We start from the raw sequence: 18338 nt of genomic DNA, 5'->3' as shown, positions 1-18338 counted from the left end.
TTATAAGTTCTAACTTAGAAATAAGAATAAAGAAAACAGAGGGCTTATTCCCCTTTAAGAACTTTGACGACTTTCTCTGCAACTTCTATGCCTGCTCTCGCTTGAGCCTCAACTGTAGATGCACCTATATGAGGAGTAAGTACTACATTGTCAAGTTTTGTTAATGGGTGGTCCTTTGGAAGGGGTTCCTCCTCAAAGACATCTAAGGCTGCTCCTGCAATCCATCCTTCTTCAAGTGCCTTTACTAAAGCATTAGTATCAATAATTGGCCCTCTTGATGTATTGATAAGCACTGCAGTGGGTTTCATGAGCCTTAATTTCTCTTCATTAATCAGGTGATAGGTGCTCTCCAAGAGAGGAACATGGATTGTAATGACATCACTATTCTTTAAGAGATATTCAAGTTCAACAAACTCTGCTCCTATTTCCTTTGCTCGTTCATAATTTTTGTATACATCGTAGAGAAGAACGTTCATTCCTATGGTCTTTGCGATTTTCCCAACATTATATCCTATCCTTCCAAAACCGATTATTCCAAGTGTCTTGCCCTCAAGTTCGAAGCCCATGCTCTGTTTTTTAGCCCAAACTCCTTCCCTCATCTTCCTATCGGCAAAAGCCACTTTTCTAGCAACATTAAACATTAAGGCCACAGCAAGTTCAGCAACACTTCTGCTTGAAGCCCCAGGAGAATTAACAACCTCTATCCCTTTACTCTTTGCATATTCTACATCTACATTATCCAACCCAACACCTGCTCTTGCTATTACCTTAAGGTTTGGAGCAGCGTCTATAATCTCTTTCGTAACTTTTGGTTTGCTTCTAACAATTATTCCACTTACATCTTTCACGAGTTCTTTAAGTCTATCCTGGTTGGGATACTCTTCATAAACCACTTCCAATCCGGCATTTTTTAAAACATCAATTGCTTTTTCATGCAACGGTGCAGCAACTAACACCTTCATTTTCAACCCCTCCTCTTTAATGCGATCAACAATACTTGATCGGAGGCATCTTCAGCCCTATCGGCTATGTCTCCGATTTTAGTAAGGACTTGGTTCCATACAAGTTTTGCAAAAGTTGTTATCTTCTCGCTCTCAAAAACTTTTCTCACTAGTTCGTACTCTATCCTATCAGCGTCTTCTTCTGCAAGCTCTGTTTTCTTTGCATACTCTATCGCCCCATCAACGTTAGTGTTAAGCATTTTTACTGACTGCGCAAACAATTTATATGTCTCTAAGGAAGTATTTACAAACTCTAAGATCTCCTCCTTCAAATCCACAGGCGTTTTAGGCTTAGCTAAGATTAACGCATGAGCTGCACTCTCCGCTGCATCTGCAACGCTATCTATAAGTTCGGACAATCTAGCATAGTCTCCTCTATTTACAGGTAAGAATGCGCCCTGATATAACATTACCTCAATTTTTCTTCTAAGCTCATCGGCTACTCTTTCTTGATCTTCAACTTCCTTCATTAAGGTTTCAGCTTTTTCCAAATCCCCTGCAAGATAAGTTTCCATTAATATACGGAGTTTTTCTATCGTAAGTTCAACGGCTTTAAGATGTTCATCTATTGTCTTAAAGACATTGTTTTCTTTACCCCCAAATATAGGCATTTTCTCTCCCCTCAATATAATGACTGTTAACTCCTTATTTAATTTGTGGGTTCTCCTTAGCTTTCACTAAACTCCAGAGGGCAAAATTTAATGGTGTTTCTAACCCGATTTCTCTACCATATTCGACTATTTTTCCGTTTATAAAATCTATTTCAGTTTTTTTCCTTCTTTTGATGTCCTGAAGCATGGAATTATAATTTTCTTGTGTATTTTCCAAAGTTTCAATCAAGAATTCGATAGGATGTTTTTCGAATTCTATTCCAAGTTGGGTTGCAACTTGACACCCTTCTTTTACAACTCTCTTAGCGAGTTCTAGGAGGTATTCCTCCTCAAGAATTTTCCCATTTTTAACTTCTAGAACTGCACCTATTGGATTTATTGCAGAATTTACTATTGCTTTTACCCACTTCCATCCGACAATGTTTTCACTTAATTTTGTTTTCAAACCAGCCCTGTTGAATATTTTTACGACCTCATCTGCAAATATCTCCCTTCCCTTTGGATACTGACCAACTATAGTTATTCCCTCTCCGACCCACCTCACCACTCCCCACTTCTCTAGTACTGCACCATTTGTGGTTATCCCTCCTAGAACATTCTCAGTATATTTTAATGCTTCTTCTTCATTACCAAGACCATTCTGGATGCTTAATATCCAAGTGTTGGGCCCAATACTTCCCTTAGCACATTCAAGAGCATATGCTGTAGAGTGAGATTTTGTAGATAAAATTAACAAATCTGGAGGTTCAGGGGGCATTTCAGTAAGTGCCTTTGGATAAGTTGTAAATTCTTTAATTCCAACTATCTTAAGGCCTCTCTCATTTATCTCTTTCATATGTTCGGGCCTTCCTATCAAGGTTACATCCTCACCAGCCTCTGATAGGAGAGCTCCAAAAAGAGAACCAATTGAACCCGCTCCAAGAACATAAATCCTCATGCCTCTTTCACCTCACAAAAGGAAATTTGCCAGTATAAACTACTCCCACAATTGGATACATAAAAAACATAAGTATCTTCAACATTACCCATCGTTCCACCGTAAGCATTTTAATGCTTGTCTTTAAATATCTTGCAGTCATGGAGCTAAAAGTAATACTCGTTGAACCGGAATATCCCATAAACCTAGGGGCTATTGCAAGGGTCATGAAGAACTTTGGAGTGAAAGATCTCATTCTTGTAAATCCTAAGGTTAGCCCAGATAATGAAATAGCAAGAAAGTTTGCAGTGCATGCAGTAGAAATATTAGAAAATGCTCAAATAGTAGAAACACTTGAAGAGGCCCTAAACAGTATTGACTTAGCCATAGGTACAACCGGTCTAGCTGGAGAGGACTACATTCCCGAAAGAACCCCTATAAATCCAGAAGACTTTGCAAAACGGCTTTTCCTTTATGCTGGAAGTATTGGGATAGTATTTGGACGAGAAAGCAGGGGATTAGACAACAAAGAACTTAAAATGCTGGATTTCACTGTGACAATACCTACAAGCCAGGAATACCCTGTGATGAATTTAAGTCATGCGGTTGGTATTATTCTTTATGAGATATATAAACAGCGATTAAAAGTCTCACCTCCTGAAATTAAAGACAAGTTGAGAAAATCTACACGAGATGAGAGGGAAAGAGCAGTAAATCTTTGGGCCCGATTCTTGGATGTCCTTCAATATCCCAAGGATTTAGAAAAAAGGAAACTTTATGTGTTGATGTTTAAACGCTTTTTAGGAAGAGGCTTTATATATGCAAAAGAAGTTCATTCAATTTATGGACCCCTACGGAAAGCTACTGAGATTCTTGAGAGGTGTAAAAATGATAACGATTAAGTCTTTCAAGATAAAAAACAAGGAGATTTTAATAGCAGTTATATTTGATAAGAAAATTCAAGGGATAACATTTTCTTTTGACGGGAGAGACTTCCTTCAGGAAAGAATAGCTTCCCTAACGCAGTATCTTCAAAAAAGAAGAGTAAATGTTGAACTTAAAGAAAAAGAAAGTCTATTTCCAGAGGTTGTTTACAAAATCCTTATTGGAGATGTCGAGAATAAAAAGGGTCTCAAGCATTTAAGCTTTGAAGGAACTACTACATTTGAGAAGAAAGTTTACGATACACTTACAAAAAAGGTTAAAAGAGGAGAAGTCATAACATATGGTGAGTTAGCTAAGATGCTTAGGAGCTCACCGAGAGCTATTGGTGGAGCCATGAAAAGGAACCCCTACCCGATAATAGTTCCTTGCCACCGAGTAATTGCTTCAAATAACATTGGAAATTATACACCAAAAAGAGAGTATAAAAGATTTTTACTTGAGATTGAGGGGGTGAAAAGGTGGACAAATTGAAAGCCTACCTAATTGGATTCCTATTCCTCATTATTGCGATAGTAGCAGGCATAATATATAAATGGGGTTTTTGGATGTTAGTAAGGATAGTCTTAGGATTAGGTTTCTTGGGTTTGACTCTCATGCTTGGATTTTTCCTCGCATTAACCCTATATGCCGAAAGCTGGAAATATGCAGGGTTACTAATTATCCCCACTGGTCTTAGTGCCTATGCCACATATCTAACCATTACTTGGCAAAAACTTAAGATAGTTGGAGGAATAGTACTCTTCTTTATCTTCGGACTGGCCTTTGGGATTTGGTATATAAGCGAGCCAGACCTGAGCTTAATGGATCGCTTTAGAAGTGCTGAAAATCTTGAGAAAGCCGGCAAGTATAAAGCTGCTGCAAGGAAGTATGAAAAAAAAGGGAATTACCTAAAAGCTGCACAGATGTATGAAAAGCTAGGATGGATGGAAAGTGCTGCATGGGCCTATGAAAAAGCAGAGAACTATGAGAAAGCTGCTGAGATATACGAACAGCTTTATGAAAAAGAAAAAGACACTTATTACTTGAAAGAGGCTCACGAATATTGGAAAAAAGCAGGAAAAATGGAAAGGGCCGCAAAGGCCTTGGAAAAGTATGCTGAAGAAGAACCGTGGTTCTGGGAAGACGTAGCAAAACTCTATGAAGAACTTGGCAACGAAGAAAAAGCTAGAGAAGCGTGGGAAAAGGCACTAGAGTACTACAAGGGTGAAGCTCAAGAAGAAGGTGTCTTCTGGGAGGACGTTGGAAACATAGCAAGAAAGCTTGGCAACGAAAAACTTGCGAAAGAGGCTTATCAAAAATTCCTTGAATACTGTCTCAAAGAAGTTGAAGAAGACCCTATGTGGTGGAAACACGTAGCAGAGGCTTATGACTACCTTGATGAAAAAGAAAAAGCCGAAGAGGCAAGGCAAAAATATGAGGAGTACAGAAAAAAGATTATGATAACTAATGAGGAGACTTCAAACTTTCCAGAAGAAGAAAAAGAGTCCAACAACTGATTTCTAGAGGATTTGAGAAACTGTTATATATTCCTTTTTGAATTCTTTTTTGGTGATAAAAATGATGCCAATGAAGGGTATGAATCCTAAGCAAATGCAAAAACTCATGAAGCAACTTGGAATAAAAATGGAAGAGCTCGAAGGAGTCAAAGAGGTCATAATAAGATTTGAGAATAAGGAAATTGTCATTACAAATCCCACTGTTACCAGTATAGTAGCCATGGGAGAGAAGAGTTACCAGATCGTTGGTAAAGAAGAAGTCAGAGAAGTCCTCAATATTCCAGAAGAAGACATCAAACTGGTAATGGAGCAAACAGGAACGGATTACGAAACAGCTAAAAAAGCGTTAGAAGAAACAAAGGGAGATTTAGCCGAAGCTATTCTAAAACTCCAAGAATCTTAATGGTTCTTTCATTTCTCTTGAAGGAGAGCTACCTTGCCCTAAAATATCATGATATAAAACTATATAAACCCTTTTAGTTTAGCTTTCCTCGATGAAGGCAATTGGAGTAATAAGACATTCACCAAGAAAAGTAGTGAATAGAGAAGAGTTCGAGGAGCTTCTGAAAAGTGCAGGCTATGAAATTCTAGCAATAGTAGAGCAAGTTAGGGAAGAACATCCCAAGTACAATGTAGGGCCTGGAAAGCTTCAAGAGATTAAAAAACTAATAGCAGAACTAAATCCAGATAGAATAATATTTGCCAATCCCCTGACGCCATCACAATCATTCAACATCACAAAAGAACTCAAGATAGATGTTATTGATAAATGGCAGCTAGTTCTGGAAATATTTGAACAACGAGCTCACTCAAAAGAGGCAAAGTTACAAGTAGAACTCGCTAACCTTCAATACGAGCTTCCTCTTGTTAAAGAAGCCATTAGAAGAATTAAACTTGGAGACAGAGCTGGTTTCAAGGGTATGGGTGAATACCAGACACAACAATATCTCAAACACATACGTTACCGTATGGGAAGGATAAGAAAAGAGCTTGAGAAAGTAAAGGCAGATAGAGAGGTCAAAAGAAAAAGGAGAGAAGAGGTAGGATTTATACTCGTTGCCTTAGCCGGTTACACGAATGCTGGCAAATCAACTCTTCTCAATGCTTTAGCAGATGAAGAAATCGAGGCTAGAATGCAGATGTTTACAACGCTAGATACAACGACAAGAAGATTTACAATAAATGGAAAGAGGGCGTTGGTAACTGATACCGTTGGATTTATAGATGACCTTCCGCCGTTTATAGTTGAAGCTTTTCACTCCACCTTAGAAGAGATTATTAGAGCAGATATCGTCTTGTTAGTTCTTGACGTCAGCGAGCCATGGAGTGAAATAAAACGGAAGTTTTTAGCTTCAATTGAAGTCCTAAAGGAGCTAAAAGCCTTAGATAAGCCCCTTATAATTGCTCTAAATAAAAATGACCTAACTAGTAAAGAAGACGTTCAGGATAAAAAGAAGGCCTTAAAAGAGCTCATCAAGAGGAAAGGGATAGTCGTACATAGTATCGTCTCAATATCAGCGAAGAAGAACGACTTAAACGAACTTCAAGCTTCCTTAGAGGAGATAATGTTTACTCTTCCAAAATATAGGTTATTTGAAATTTTAATAAAGGACAAAGAGAAAGTCCCCAAAGTCATGGCTCTGATAAACTCTATTGGAGAAATCCTAGATGTAAAGTACGGAGAAACCACTCAGATTTTTGCTTATATTCAAGTTGGTATGATAAAAAGCTTAACGAGAATGGGAGTAGAATTGAAACACCCAAGCTAGCTATTCTATTGGAACTCCATCCTTTGTCCTAGGGGCGAGCCATTTCATGAGTCGTTGTGGATCTTTTGTTCTTATTATGATTGTTATTGGTCCTAACGGGGATTCTTCATTAAAGTTGACTTTCCCAACATAGGCAACTTGCTTGTGAACTTTTATTATTATTTCTTCACCAAAATATCCCTCTTCAAGCATCGCTCTTGCTGTATCCAATATCTGTTGGCCTCTAAAGAGTTCATAAAGCCTTTGTAGGGCCTTTTTATCCTTCGTTTTACCCACCAATAATATGTATTCGCCCTTATCAAACGCATCAAACTCCAAGGGAGACACTAAGTTAAGCATTGCTTTTTTTACTTTTTCTATGTCTTCCGTAGGGTAAACGTAAGCTTCTACCTCAATTTCTTCAAACATTTTTTGATCACCATTACTAGTTAAAGTACTGGGTTTTTGAAGTTTTTGACTTTCTCTTCAGAATTGGGAATACCTTAGCGAAAGGGTTTTATTATTTCGAAATACATCTCAATTGGTGAAAAACATGATAAGGATTGAAAAGATCAGGGGATATCTCAAAGAAAATGGAATAGATGCAGCTTTAATCATGAGCGCTCCAAATCTTTTCTACTTCACTGGGAGTGCACCGCTCATTGGGGGATACCTAGTTATAGACTCTGATGAAGAAATACTCCTCGTACCAGAGCTTGAGTATGAACAGGCAAAAGAAGAGTCAAAAATCCCCGTTGAGAAGTTCAAAAAAATAGACGAGGTTTACGAATATTTAAAACGATTTAACACAGTTGCAGTAGAAGGTTCTATGAGTCTCTCATTTAGTAAAGGTCTAAAAGAAAAATCGGAAATTAAGGAGTTTAAATTCTTGGATGAAATTATAAAAGAACTCAGAATGATAAAAACTGAAGAAGAGATAAGAGTTATTGAAGACGCTTGCAGATTAGCTGACATTGGAGTAATGACTGCAATAGAAGAGGTTAGTGAAGGAAAAAAAGAAAGGGAAGTAGCCGCTAAAGTTGAGTATATTATGAAAATGGAAGGTGCTGAAAAAGCTGCCTTTGATACTATAATAGCAAGTGGTTATCGCTCTGCCCTTCCACACGGAACTGCAAGTGACAAACGGATTACAAAAGGAGATCTTGTTGTTATGGATCTTGGAGCCTTTTATCGGCATTACAATTCTGACATAACGAGAACTATTGTAGTTGGTTCTCCAAATGAGAAGCAAAAAGAAATTTATGAAATAGTCCTTGAAGCCCAGAAAAAGGCTGTAGACTCTGCTAAGCCTGGAATGACAACCAAAGAACTTGACAGCATTGCAAGAGATATAATATCAGAATACGGATATGGTGATAAATTTATACACTCCCTTGGCCACGGACTTGGTCTTCAAGTACACGAATGGCCTAGAGTTTCTCAACACGACGAAACTGTTCTAAAAGAGGGTATGGTAATCACCATAGAGCCTGGAATATATATTCCAAAGTTTGGCGGAGTTAGAATTGAAGATACTGTAGTTATCACAAAAAACGGTGCAAAAAGACTAACAAAAACCGAGAGAGAGCTTATTTAGTTTTTTATTTTATTATCTCCCCTAATAGATATGTAGAGGTAGCTTTTGTAACTTTCACTTTTATGAATTCTCCAACTGGAGCTTCGGGAAGAATGATATCCTTATAGTTCATGGTTCTTCCTTCTATTCCACCCTTCTTCCCTTCGTTATGTGTTAAGACTAGAATCTCCTTACCAACGTACTTTTTGTTTATTTCGTAGCTTATGGCCAATCTAAGCCTATGGAGATATCTAGATCGCTCCTTTACTCTCCATCCCACAATCTGGTCCTGCATCTTAGCAGCCAAGGTACCAGGTCTTGGCGAGAAGCGCGAGACATTTATTTTATCAGGCTTTATCTTCTCAATAAGCCTCACTGTATTTTGAAAAGCCTCTTCGTTCTCGCCTGGAAACCCTACAATTATATCAGTGTTTAAGTTGAGATTATCTATGTGCTTCCTGAACTCCCTAACTATTTCCTCGAACTCTTCTACAGTGTAGGTTCTCCCCATTTTCCTCAAAATTTCATTATCCCCACTTTGAACTGGAAGATGAAGGAATTTGTAGATCTTTTCATTTTTATAAACTTCTATGATCTCGTCAAGTATTTTTATCGCATTGTTTGGGTTCATCATGCCCACTCTGACTCTAAAGTCCCCCTCTATTGCTGTAATTTCGTCTAAAAGCTCAGCTAAGTTTGTACCTATATCAAACCCATAACATCCGGTGTCTTCACTTGAAAGTTGTATCTCTTTGTATCCCCTATTTATCGCATCTTTTACCCATTTCACTATGAGCTCTGGCTTATAACTTCTCAAAACACCTCGTGCAAAACGAGTTGCACAGTAAGTGCAAGCATTTAAACACCCCTCACTTATAGGAACTACAAAAACAACTCCACTTTTCCACACTCTTGGAAGTTCAAGTTTGTCGATCTTCCTATCTTTCCATCCCTCAACACTAACGAGCTTTCCTCCCCTTTCCGCAATCTCTATCGCTTCAACAATTCTATCCAAACTTTTAACTCCAAGAATTCCAGAAACCCTGTCATCTATAGCCTCAAGGTTAATGTGAGGTAAACACCCTGTCACTATAACTTTCTTTCCACTGTCAAGAAGCTCTTTGATTCTTCTAACCATGTGCTTTTCCGTTGGATCTTTAACAGCACATGTGTTTACAATAGCATACTCTGCACTATCCAAATCAACTATTTCATGATTTGCTCTAAGGAGTAGAGCCTCTATCATTTCAGCATCTGCTTTATTCCTTGTGCAACCGTAAGTTTCTAAATAGACTCTCATCGCAATCCAATCTTTTGAAGCATTTAAAAAGACTATGGTTTATAGATGGGATACTTAAAAATCGAATAAAGAAAAATAACAACTTACTAAATCCTTGATCTTTTATCCAAAATCCACAAAATAATTCCCAGCATACTCACATAAGCGAATATACCAATGATTGTTATCAGAAAATTTGTATAGGTTGCAAGGATTCTAGCTAGTATGATGAGAAATCCCATAGCTATGGCAAATCCCAAAATTAACATAAGAGTGCCAAACTCCTCTAGGAACCTCATACTCCTCACCTCAAATCTTAAAGGGCACCTCTACCTCTTCCCCCTTTTCAATCATATGAAGCTCTTTCCTATAAGCTTCAAGTGGCCTATCTTTCTCCTTTAAAAACCCAGCAAATGTAAGAGGTTCCTTTTCAAGCTGTACAAAAAATTCTGGATAACGTTTGTCTCTAATGAGATGGTGATCCAGGATTATCTCAGTATTAGTTTCTTTTATTATTTCTTTTAAATTTTTAAGACCCGTAGTCCATGCTTCTTTAACTCTATACCCCTCGAGATATGTCGGAGGACCTCCAGTAATTAGCAAATCAGGCATTTGTTTTATTATCCACTCTTTAGACATCCGATTCAAAAGCTGAATGTCACTAGCATGAATCACTCTCTTCTTCCCATCGTCTATCATAACCATTATCACAAAGCCAAGCTTCGAACCTTCATTCCCATGAGGAACTGCAGGAGAGAATTCTATTATAAAATCACCAAAATCAAAAAACTTCCCATCAGCGTGTTCAATATTTTTAGTTATTTTTTCTGCTTTCTTGAGAAACACCCAAGCCCTCTTCCTTTGGCTGAAATTTATGTTCTCTCTTGGATGTTTTATAAGAAGAGTTTTGCCCTCATAGAGTTCTTTTGCTTTATCAGGTGAAGAACTCTCGTAAATTCCCTCAAAAAAAGGTGTATGATGGTCATAATGATAATGAGAGATTGTTATTATATCCGCTTCTTTTGAATACTCTTGTATTTTTCTTCTCGCCCCCATTAGTGCCTCCAATTCTACCTTTGCAGGGGGCAAAGAGTACCGTTTTGGTCCCAGTGCTACCCCTGGATCTATTAAAATTCCTATACTTCCAAGTTTTATGAAAGTAGCTAAGCTTCTCACTCCCAAGCTTTCCGAGGCTAAAGGAATAACCTTCATTAACTCACCAAAAAATAATGCCCTTATCTTCTCTTAAGTTTAACCTCTCCTCAAAGGTATAACTTATAAGTTAAAAGTTCTACCTTTTCACTCCAACACTCGTTTTAATATTGCAAGTTGATATGTATTCCACGCACTCTCATCAATCACTATAAGCAACACACCCCCATAGCTTATGGCAAAATCTTTCAAAGAAGCCAAAAATTTTGCAATAGATTCAAACCCATTATACATGAGAAGATATTCAGGACAATCAATTACCACAACTCCCCTTAAACCTTTCTTTTCTGCCTCCTTGAAGTATTCACTGGCTAATTGAGCCATATATGCCAGATTTGTTGGATAAATCGAATTTTTCCTTTCTTCTGTGCTCAAGAAGTAGGCCTTCCAAGGTTCTGGAATATTTAAGCTTCTAACAAATGCAAGGACAGGAAACTCCTTGAGTTCCTCTTTAAGAACCTGATACTCATCTAAAGTTATTAATCTCCCTCCTGGTTCCAAAGTAACTCTAACTCCCACTTGTTTCTCAAAAAATAAGAACTCTTTTGATGTAGCCAACGTGATCATAAAGAATGCAATTACTACTGATAACACACTCCCAACAGAAATCCAAACCAATGGAGTTTCACTTGAGATCCTTAGCGGATATGTAATGACAAACAAACCAAAGATCATTAGAAGAATACCAAGATAAAACACATTTCTTTTCCACTCTCTTTCCATAGTCAAAAAGACAAGACCAGAGAATAAGAAAAAGATACCTGAAAGAACAACATATGGAGCCTCATTGGAGAGTAATCCCTCTGAAATTCCCAGATGTTTCAAAGTGAGAATATATACAACAAACAGAGGAGGGGTAATTCCGATTATTTCAAGCTTTAAAGAGTTTCTCACATCAGCGTGATCTCTAAAATATAACAGAACACCATACAATAATGTCCCAGAAAAAAATGAATAAAATGCTGCCACCCCATCTTTGCTCCCTATATAAAAAGAGATTTGCATCAAGATAAAAAACATCCATGAGATCGCCCAAATCCCAAGAACCTTAATTTTATGTCTCAGGTAAGTATATACAAGAACACCCAGTGTCCCCGCTGCAACTGCCACACTCCATAAACATGCGACTTGAAGTATTCCATTTTCATACATGCCTAACGCCTCAAGCACCACAAACCCCTAGCAACTTACTCTCTCTTAGAATACGTATTTAAAAATATTTTTGCTTACCTTTGAGAAAGGTTTTTAATTTGAAACTTTGGGATAACTAATGAGGGCCCGTGGCTTAGTCTGGATAGAGCGTCGCCCTCCGGAGGCGAAGGTCGCGGGTTCAAATCCCGCCGGGCCCGCCAACAAATCCCCTTGCATACGTTGGAACTCGGAATTCGATTTCCTCTTTTATCCGGAATGAGGGAGGATTGTCCTTTATTTCATCAACACTGGCTTGTTGAAGAAGGTGCTTCATGTCTTATCATTGTGTGAAGGGCCTACGAGTACGCTAGTTAGAGTAACTAAGCACGGAAAGAGTTTTTCTCTAAAAGTTGTAAACTCAATAAATAATGAACTTCGCTAGAAGTTTCGCTACTTGTCACTGTTTTTCGATCTCTCTGATTACGAACGTATATCATATTTTTGCTTGTATAGATAATTTGTTGTCCACACTTCCAATAGTGTAGCGAAAAACTTATTATGTTCGAAGGTAATATTTACATAAATAATAACGTATGTGGAGGTGGAAAAATGGAAGAGAAGAAGCTTAATTTTAATGACGGGTTTTGGTTCGGACTCGGCTTTTTCACGGCAGGATTGGTATTTTATATAATCATACTAGTGATTACATTATTGCTAGTTGGCGGTATGATGGGTGGCTTTGGATCCATGATGCATTGAAGAAAAAATAAAAATCTTAAGCTTCCTGTTTTCACCTTTTTGTTTTGCAGTCTAGAAGAGTTAATCATTACTACCATTATCATTATGCCTTATCCCATAGCAACCAGACTTATAGTCATGCCCCCTCAAAAGACCTTTTACGATAATTTTGTGCCTTTTCCGAGTATTTTCTTTTAGTCATTGGATTTGGACTTTTGCCTCTTTTGATATCTACCCTTGCAACTCTTTTAATGTATTGTAATTTTCTATATTCACCGGGCACTATGAAGGTTATTGCTTTACCTTTCTTCTTAGCTCTACCTGTTCTTCCAATCCTGTGTACGTAGGCCTCTGGATTCTGAGGTAAAGAGTAGTTTACCACATGTGTTAACTCATTAATGTCTATTCCTCTTGCAGCAACGTCTGTGGCAACAAGTATCCTTGTTTTTCTTCTTCTGAAACGTTTCAAAATTCTTTCTCTTCCTCTTTGTGGAATATCACCATTCAAAGCCTCTGCATTGTACCCCCTAGCTATAAGCCTTGATGTCAATTCTCTTGTTTCTTTCTTCGTTTGGCAGAATACTATGCCATAGAATTCCTCATCATCCAAAATCCTACACAAAAGACTAAACTTCTTATTTGGGAGTACTTCAAAGTAGCCCTGCTCAACTAACTCTGGAGCCAAACTCTTGTCCTGAATCTTGATAACTTCATAGTTCCTTAAATACCTCCTTGCCAAACGAAGTATCTCTCTTGGAATTGTAGCAGAAAACATCAAAACTCTCTTTTCCTCGCTTGTGTGCCTCAAAATGTGTTCAATATCTTCTATGAAACCCATATCCAGCATTCTATCTGCTTCATCTAGGATAAAATAATCAACTTCACTTAAGGATAGTGTGCCCCTCTCTATATGATCAATCACCCTCCCTGGAGTGCCCACAACTATATGCACGCCTCTCCTTAAGTTTCGGATCTGGGGCCCGATTGGCTGACCTCCATAGACGGAGAGTACTCTTATCTTTTTCCTCCCTTTTAAGGAATTTATTTCATTTGCAACTTGGATTGCAAGTTCTCTAGTAGGTGTTATCACTATCGCTTGGACATTTCTCATCTCTTCATCTATAAGATCTATAAGTGGAAGAGCAAATGCAGCAGTTTTGCCAGTTCCAGTTTGGGACTGCCCAATTATATCTTTATTTCCACCCAAAAGTCTCGGAATTACTTCTCTTTGAATATCGGTGGGCTTCACAAAGCCCTTTCTTTTTACAGCATTTAAGCTGTTTTCTGAGAGTCCTAATTTTTCAAAACTCATTTTCGCATTCTCCTTAACATTCTACTCATTAGAGAACAGAACTGCCGATTAGTGTTGGATTTTTAACGTTCCGCGCTCTAATTGGATTTCCTTACAAACTGCTTAAATCTCTTGGGTTTATAAACGTTTGCAAATGACAAACCCTTCTACTTTAAGCATAAACACTTTAGAATGGTGTTATGGGGAATGTGAAAATTAGATTCTTCATACTTCTTCTTGACAGGAAGAGCGAGGCTTTCAAACGGAAAACAGAACTTCTCTTGCTAACTTAAGAAAAGATAACATATTCAAAAGTGATTTAAAGATCGGAGTAAACTATAGATGGTGAAAATATGAAAAAAGTATGGGTCCTCATTCTGATAGGAGTTATAATTTTTGCAAGCGGCTGTACCCAATCACCCACTACTACTCAAACTACTCCCAGTGAAACGACGAGTTCTGAAAGTCAAACAACTTCCTCTCCAGTGGAAACCACTACTCCTACCACTACCACAACCACAACAGAACCTCAAACCACAGTTACAACCACTACAACAACAGCCACAGTCCCAGAAAAGCCTGGCATTGATTTTAGTTCTTACAAAACTGGAGAGATTCTACAAAACTGGACAAGCCTTTTTAGTCGAAAAATAATTTATGTAAGCGAAGGATACGAAGAACTGGCCAAGCATTATTTCCCTAATGCTGAGATAAAGAGTAAAGACAAATTTGACAGTGGTATAGCGATTTTATCTCCATCCGATGCTAGAGAGCTTTTGAGAGGAAAACCAATCCTTACAACACCAAGAGATTACTTTGGATATGTTCTCTACAAAGTAGGGACTAAGTTCGTTGGGGGAGAAATGGGAACAATAATAGCATATAAAGAAGATGGCAAAGACAGACTCATCTTCACAGGTAACGATGTTTCAGGTATTGGTGCTGCTTTAGCACTCGCCAAGGAGTTAAGTGAGGGAAGAAAACTAAATCCTAGCTATGTACTTAGAAGAGGAGAGTTTGAGGGAATAATTGTAAAAGTAATAGGAGATAACGACTGGGACGGGATCGAAGACGACGATGAATACTGGATTGTAAAGGAAATTTTCGTAAAAGAACCATTTGTCTATACTTGGAGAATAGTCAATGGAGAAAACGTGACCGTTAGTGGGGGCTTTATAAGATTAGTAAATGGATCTACAGTATATATAAGGGCACTGGGCTTTAATGTGAGTGTTAAAGTAATTGGCACAACTCATGCGCAGATCACATATATTGTTGAGAATACCAACCCAGAGCTTGTTGAATTCCCGGAAAATGCGGAAACTGGGGAGACTTGGATAAAACTGACTACAAGCGAAGGCTTTTCTCTCATACCAAAAGACGTGAACAACTTTACTTTTCTAGCTTTTGGGGATCACAGGCCAGGAAGTGGCACAAAACAGCCAGAAGTCTTCTTCAAAATAAGGGATCTCATGAACCAAGAAGAGGGAGCCTTCATAATTGATAGCGGTGATTTAGTGTACTCTGGAAAAGTGGAAGAGTGGGCCGAATTATTAAAAGTCTGGAATTTCAACAAACCTGTATTTGTTGCCCCAGGCAATCATGAGTACCAAGGGGAAGGAATAAATGTATATCACAAGTTCTTTGGGCCTACAGACTACTCGTTTGTCTTAGGTAACTATTATTTCATCTTCGCTAATAATGTTGAGAGAAATTATCAGCTTACCTCTGCCCAATGGAATTGGTTGGAAAAAGAACTCGAAAAGGCAAAAGAGCTTGGTAAGAGACCAGTTATCGTAATGCATGCTCCTCCAATAGATCCCAGGCCTGAGGGAGGCCACACTATGAACCCCACTCACGCAAAGAAACTCTTGGAGCTAATGAAAGTATATAATGCATTTGGAGTCTTTGGTCATATCCACATTTACTGGTATGGAGAAAAAGACGGTGTAGAGCTCATAATAACCGGTGGAGGAGGAGCACCAGTCTATGCAAAACCTGAAGAAGGAGGCTTCTACCATTACGTAAAAATAACCGCTGGAGATACCTTAACTGTAGAGCCCGTGAAGGTAGAGTGACATCTTCTTTTTTTCTTTTCTACATATTCTATATAGATCAATGTAGCCAACTATATTCTACTGCGGTAAAGTATTTATACACTCCCAAGTAGCTGGTTTCGGTGGTAAAAAATGATTGAGATGCTTAGTGATCCATGGCTCTTTATCACAATAGCTGTAGGTCTATTTATGGCATGGGCAATAGGAGCAAATGATGCTGCAAATTCAATGAGTACTGCTGTTGGTGCTGGAGCAATAACACCCAAGCAAGCTGTTATAATTGCAGGTATACTCGAATTCACTGGTGCATATCTCTTCGGAAAGAGCGTCACTGAAACTATTAGAAAAGGTATAATAGATGCATCTCAAATAAGTGATCCTCATGTTATTGTTTATGGATCCATTGCAGCTCTTCTTGCTGCCTCCCTATGGTTGGTTTTTGCCACTAAGTTTGGTTTACCTGTCTCAACTACCCACTCTATCATAGGCGGAATCGTGGGGTATGGAATTGTATATGCTGGAATCTCTATAGTGAACTGGAGTAAGATGGCCCAAGTTGTTGCAAGCTGGATATTATCCCCAATCTTCGGGGCAATTGTTGCTTTTACCGTTATTAAATTAGTGTCTAAAACGATTCTCCAGAAGGACAACCCAATAAAAAGTGCTAGACGGTGGGCCCCTGTATGGATAGGCCTAGCCTTTATTGTTATAGGATCAATGTTTTACATAAAAGTTATGCATGGAAAGTCCCTCTTTGTAGCAATAACAAGGTATGGAGCTACAGCAGGACTAATCACATTTGTAATAAGCTTCGTTCTGCTAAAAAGGAACTTTAGAACAAAAGACCCGTATTTGGGCGTAGAAGCAATATTCAAAAAAGTTCAAGTATTAACTTCTGCCTATGTAGCCCTATCCCATGGAGCAAACGACGTAGCAAATGCCATAGGTCCTGTGGCAGCAGTTTATGCTGTGGCAACCATGGGGCTAGCAGGAATGAAAGTTCCAGTGCCAAAGTGGATTTTAGCAATGGGAGGATTAGGTATAGCAATAGGTGTAGCGACATATGGATACAAAGTCATGGAAACTGTTGGAAAGAAAATTACCGAACTGACAAATACTAGAGGATTTAGTATAGATTTTTCAGCGGCCACAGTCGTTTTAGTAGCATCTTGGATGGGATTACCAATTTCAACCACCCACACCGTAGTTGGCGCAGTGATAGGTGTAGGATTAGCCAGAGGAGTAAAAGCAATAAACAAAGATATCGTTAAAGATATAGTAATCTCGTGGTTTGTCACAGTGCCCGTTGCAGCTATAATTGCGGGAGTCATATTTAAGATATTAATGGTATTGGGGTGATTATAATGCAGGTTTGGACGAAATTATTTGCTAAAAGTCCATTTAAGCCATTGATAAAACACGCAGAGGTTGTTTTGGAAACTGTAGAGGTTTTAGAAAAAGCTCTTGAAGCGTGGGAAATAGGAGACTATGAAACAATGAGAAATTACGCTCGAAAAGTTGATGACCTCGAAGATTTTGCCGATAGGATTAAAGAAGAGATCAGGGACAGTTTAAGTTCAAAGTTATTTATGCCTGTGAATAGGGGTGACATTTTGAGATATTTACACATGCAAGACAAAATAGCTGATGCTGCTGAAAACACAGCCAAGTGGCTTCTTGTTAGAGATCCCAATGACATGCCAGAAGACATCAAAGAGGAAATAAAAAGTCTGATAATGAAAATGAGTCAAGAAAGTATTAAAGCTGCTAAACTCGTATATGAAGCTATTGTTCAGATGGACACAGTGATAGAGAGTGGTTTTGGAGAGAAAGAGATCGAGAAAGAATATGAACTCATCAGAGAGATTGAAAGCGTAGAACACAAAATAGATGAACTCGACACCGAATTTATGGAGATAATATTCAAAAACTCCTCAAAACTAGAATGGGGCCTCGGAATGTACCTTCTTAATATAGCAAAGACTCTAAGCAATATCTCTGATAAAGCAAAAGATGCAGCAGAAAGAATAAGGCTAATGATGAACAAATGACATACTTTTGCCCTAAAGGGCAAAGCTTTCAGAAGAAAAGATAGAAAAACCTCAAATGGCTATCATTGTTGAAGTCATTTGTATTTCTGGCATTTTTCTTATTCTTTCAGTTATGAAATGGTCAAGATCCTTTAGGGTTTCGGTTTCAACCTTGACTATGAGGTCATATTCCCCATAAACCACATAGGCTTCCTTTACCTCTGGATATGTAAGAAGTTTTTCCATAACTTCTCTTTCCTTCCCAGCGGCTGTCACCATCAAAATAAACGCCGTCACCATAGCTTAC

General features: G+C 38.3%; 20 protein-coding genes and 1 tRNA gene. 11 read left to right on the top strand and 10 right to left on the bottom strand.

The features are described from left to right. Positions 1-44: 44 nt before the first annotated feature. Genes EP1X_RS04005 through EP1X_RS03995 form a run of 3 tightly spaced genes read right to left on the bottom strand, consistent with a single transcriptional unit; the run spans position 45 to position 2549 of the window. On the bottom strand, positions 45-962 hold the full coding sequence (locus EP1X_RS04005) for a D-2-hydroxyacid dehydrogenase (protein ID WP_055281938.1): 918 nt from the start codon (positions 960-962) through the stop codon (positions 45-47). 2 nt (positions 963-964) lie between these two features. Further along, complete coding sequence (locus EP1X_RS04000; RefSeq protein ID WP_055281936.1) at positions 965-1612, bottom strand: TIGR00153 family protein; 648 nt, start codon at positions 1610-1612, stop codon at positions 965-967. A gap of 34 nt (positions 1613-1646) precedes the next feature. After that, on the bottom strand, positions 1647-2549 hold the full coding sequence (locus EP1X_RS03995; protein WP_055281935.1) for a 2-dehydropantoate 2-reductase: 903 nt from the start codon (positions 2547-2549) through the stop codon (positions 1647-1649). Between the two features lie 140 nt (positions 2550-2689). Between EP1X_RS03995 and EP1X_RS03990 the strand changes: the two genes are divergently transcribed. The 5 genes from EP1X_RS03990 (at position 2690) to hflX (ending at position 6738) form a co-directional block, all read left to right on the top strand. Next, entirely contained in the window at positions 2690-3430 is a 741-nt protein-coding gene (locus tag EP1X_RS03990; RefSeq protein ID WP_055282096.1) for an RNA methyltransferase, read from the top strand. Beyond that, positions 3417-3944 carry a methylated-DNA--protein-cysteine methyltransferase gene (otg, locus tag EP1X_RS03985; RefSeq protein WP_055281933.1) on the top strand — a complete coding sequence of 176 codons (528 nt, stop codon included), beginning with the start codon at positions 3417-3419 and terminating at the stop codon, positions 3942-3944. The genes EP1X_RS03990 and otg overlap by 14 nt, the downstream gene beginning before the upstream one ends. Continuing rightward, positions 3932-4969: a lipopolysaccharide assembly protein LapB gene (locus tag EP1X_RS03980; protein ID WP_055281931.1), complete on the top strand. Its 1038-nt coding sequence runs from the start codon at positions 3932-3934 to the stop codon at positions 4967-4969. Before otg ends, EP1X_RS03980 begins: the two co-directional genes overlap by 13 nt. Positions 4970-5039: 70 nt before the next feature. Then, positions 5040-5372 (top strand): nascent polypeptide-associated complex protein, encoded by a 333-nt coding sequence (locus EP1X_RS03975; RefSeq protein WP_172672596.1) that lies wholly within the window; start codon positions 5040-5042, stop codon positions 5370-5372. Between the two features lie 91 nt (positions 5373-5463). Beyond that, on the top strand, positions 5464-6738 hold the full coding sequence (hflX, locus tag EP1X_RS03970) for a GTPase HflX (protein WP_055281927.1): 1275 nt from the start codon (positions 5464-5466) through the stop codon (positions 6736-6738). Here hflX and EP1X_RS03965 read toward each other — a convergent pair whose 3' ends face one another. Next, positions 6739-7146 carry an RNA-binding domain-containing protein gene (locus tag EP1X_RS03965; protein WP_055281925.1) on the bottom strand — a complete coding sequence of 136 codons (408 nt, stop codon included), beginning with the start codon at positions 7144-7146 and terminating at the stop codon, positions 6739-6741. It lies immediately after the preceding gene. Positions 7147-7270: 124 nt separating this feature from the next. On the opposite strand from EP1X_RS03965, the gene pepQ reads away from it, so the two are divergent. Continuing rightward, a complete protein-coding gene (gene pepQ, locus EP1X_RS03960) occupies positions 7271-8314 on the top strand; it encodes a Xaa-Pro dipeptidase PepQ (RefSeq protein WP_172672593.1) in 1044 nt (347 codons plus the stop codon). 4 nt (positions 8315-8318) lie between these two features. Here the strand turns inward: pepQ and EP1X_RS03955 are convergent, their stop codons facing one another. The 4 genes from EP1X_RS03955 to EP1X_RS03940 form a co-directional block, all read right to left on the bottom strand. After that, on the bottom strand, positions 8319-9593 hold the full coding sequence (locus EP1X_RS03955) for a tRNA (N(6)-L-threonylcarbamoyladenosine(37)-C(2))-methylthiotransferase (RefSeq protein WP_055281923.1): 1275 nt from the start codon (positions 9591-9593) through the stop codon (positions 8319-8321). A gap of 86 nt (positions 9594-9679) precedes the next feature. Further along, positions 9680-9871, bottom strand: a complete 192-nt coding sequence (locus EP1X_RS03950; protein ID WP_055281921.1) for a hypothetical protein — start codon at positions 9869-9871, stop codon at positions 9680-9682. Positions 9872-9881: 10 nt separating this feature from the next. After that, positions 9882-10784, bottom strand: a complete 903-nt coding sequence (locus EP1X_RS03945; RefSeq protein WP_055281919.1) for an MBL fold metallo-hydrolase — start codon at positions 10782-10784, stop codon at positions 9882-9884. A gap of 87 nt (positions 10785-10871) precedes the next feature. Next, on the bottom strand, positions 10872-11954 hold the full coding sequence (locus tag EP1X_RS03940) for a DUF835 domain-containing protein (RefSeq protein WP_253276539.1): 1083 nt from the start codon (positions 11952-11954) through the stop codon (positions 10872-10874). 104 nt (positions 11955-12058) lie between these two features. Here EP1X_RS03940 and EP1X_RS03935 point away from each other — a divergent pair. Together EP1X_RS03935 and EP1X_RS10050 are read left to right on the top strand one after the other, a co-directional pair. Next, positions 12059-12136, top strand: a tRNA-Arg gene (locus EP1X_RS03935). Between the two features lie 388 nt (positions 12137-12524). Continuing rightward, entirely contained in the window at positions 12525-12674 is a 150-nt protein-coding gene (locus tag EP1X_RS10050; RefSeq protein WP_156300704.1) for a hypothetical protein, read from the top strand. 115 nt (positions 12675-12789) lie between these two features. Here EP1X_RS10050 and EP1X_RS03930 read toward each other — a convergent pair whose 3' ends face one another. After that, complete coding sequence (locus tag EP1X_RS03930) at positions 12790-13965, bottom strand: DEAD/DEAH box helicase (protein WP_055281917.1); 1176 nt, start codon at positions 13963-13965, stop codon at positions 12790-12792. Between the two features lie 332 nt (positions 13966-14297). On the opposite strand from EP1X_RS03930, the gene EP1X_RS03925 reads away from it, so the two are divergent. The 3 genes from EP1X_RS03925 to EP1X_RS03915 all read left to right on the top strand — a co-directional run bounded on the left by EP1X_RS03925 (position 14298) and on the right by EP1X_RS03915 (position 18052). Further along, complete coding sequence (locus tag EP1X_RS03925) at positions 14298-16022, top strand: metallophosphoesterase (RefSeq protein ID WP_055281915.1); 1725 nt, start codon at positions 14298-14300, stop codon at positions 16020-16022. Between the two features lie 111 nt (positions 16023-16133). After that, on the top strand, positions 16134-17360 hold the full coding sequence (locus tag EP1X_RS03920; protein WP_055281913.1) for an inorganic phosphate transporter: 1227 nt from the start codon (positions 16134-16136) through the stop codon (positions 17358-17360). A 5-nt stretch (positions 17361-17365) separates the two neighbouring features. Next, positions 17366-18052 carry a TIGR00153 family protein gene (locus EP1X_RS03915; protein WP_055281911.1) on the top strand — a complete coding sequence of 229 codons (687 nt, stop codon included), beginning with the start codon at positions 17366-17368 and terminating at the stop codon, positions 18050-18052. A 51-nt stretch (positions 18053-18103) separates the two neighbouring features. On the opposite strand, the gene EP1X_RS03910 is transcribed toward EP1X_RS03915, so the two are convergent. Continuing rightward, positions 18104-18331, bottom strand: a complete 228-nt coding sequence (locus EP1X_RS03910; protein ID WP_048160338.1) for an Lrp/AsnC family transcriptional regulator — start codon at positions 18329-18331, stop codon at positions 18104-18106. Between the last annotated feature and the right edge of the window lie 7 nt (positions 18332-18338).

The sequence above is a fragment of the Thermococcus sp. EP1 genome (assembly GCF_001317345.1).
Classification (GTDB): domain Archaea; phylum Methanobacteriota_B; class Thermococci; order Thermococcales; family Thermococcaceae; genus Thermococcus_A.
The sequence above is the reverse complement of the archived record's forward strand: the minus strand, read 5'-3'. Positions and strand labels throughout refer to the sequence as shown.

What these genes read in the sequence shown, in the direction of transcription:
- EP1X_RS10050 (WP_156300704.1), top strand. Translation starts at nt 12,525, where the DNA reads ATGGAAGAGAAGAAGCTTAATTTTAATGACGGGTTTTGGTTCGGACTC.
- EP1X_RS03930 (WP_055281917.1), bottom strand. Translation starts at nt 13,965, where the DNA reads ATGAGTTTTGAAAAATTAGGACTCTCAGAAAACAGCTTAAATGCTGTA.
- EP1X_RS04005 (WP_055281938.1), bottom strand. Translation starts at nt 962, where the DNA reads ATGAAGGTGTTAGTTGCTGCACCGTTGCATGAAAAAGCAATTGATGTT.
- hflX (WP_055281927.1), top strand. Translation starts at nt 5,464, where the DNA reads ATGAAGGCAATTGGAGTAATAAGACATTCACCAAGAAAAGTAGTGAAT.
- EP1X_RS03990 (WP_055282096.1), top strand. Translation starts at nt 2,690, where the DNA reads ATGGAGCTAAAAGTAATACTCGTTGAACCGGAATATCCCATAAACCTA.
- EP1X_RS03920 (WP_055281913.1), top strand. Translation starts at nt 16,134, where the DNA reads ATGATTGAGATGCTTAGTGATCCATGGCTCTTTATCACAATAGCTGTA.
- EP1X_RS03995 (WP_055281935.1), bottom strand. Translation starts at nt 2,549, where the DNA reads ATGAGGATTTATGTTCTTGGAGCGGGTTCAATTGGTTCTCTTTTTGGA.
- EP1X_RS03965 (WP_055281925.1), bottom strand. Translation starts at nt 7,146, where the DNA reads ATGTTTGAAGAAATTGAGGTAGAAGCTTACGTTTACCCTACGGAAGAC.
- EP1X_RS03945 (WP_055281919.1), bottom strand. Translation starts at nt 10,784, where the DNA reads ATGAAGGTTATTCCTTTAGCCTCGGAAAGCTTGGGAGTGAGAAGCTTA.
- EP1X_RS03950 (WP_055281921.1), bottom strand. Translation starts at nt 9,871, where the DNA reads ATGAGGTTCCTAGAGGAGTTTGGCACTCTTATGTTAATTTTGGGATTT.
- EP1X_RS03925 (WP_055281915.1), top strand. Translation starts at nt 14,298, where the DNA reads ATGAAAAAAGTATGGGTCCTCATTCTGATAGGAGTTATAATTTTTGCA.
- EP1X_RS04000 (WP_055281936.1), bottom strand. Translation starts at nt 1,612, where the DNA reads ATGCCTATATTTGGGGGTAAAGAAAACAATGTCTTTAAGACAATAGAT.
- otg (WP_055281933.1), top strand. Translation starts at nt 3,417, where the DNA reads ATGATAACGATTAAGTCTTTCAAGATAAAAAACAAGGAGATTTTAATA.
- EP1X_RS03975 (WP_172672596.1), top strand. Translation starts at nt 5,040, where the DNA reads ATGAAGGGTATGAATCCTAAGCAAATGCAAAAACTCATGAAGCAACTT.
- EP1X_RS03915 (WP_055281911.1), top strand. Translation starts at nt 17,366, where the DNA reads ATGCAGGTTTGGACGAAATTATTTGCTAAAAGTCCATTTAAGCCATTG.
- EP1X_RS03910 (WP_048160338.1), bottom strand. Translation starts at nt 18,331, where the DNA reads ATGGTGACGGCGTTTATTTTGATGGTGACAGCCGCTGGGAAGGAAAGA.
- EP1X_RS03955 (WP_055281923.1), bottom strand. Translation starts at nt 9,593, where the DNA reads ATGAGAGTCTATTTAGAAACTTACGGTTGCACAAGGAATAAAGCAGAT.
- pepQ (WP_172672593.1), top strand. Translation starts at nt 7,271, where the DNA reads ATGATAAGGATTGAAAAGATCAGGGGATATCTCAAAGAAAATGGAATA.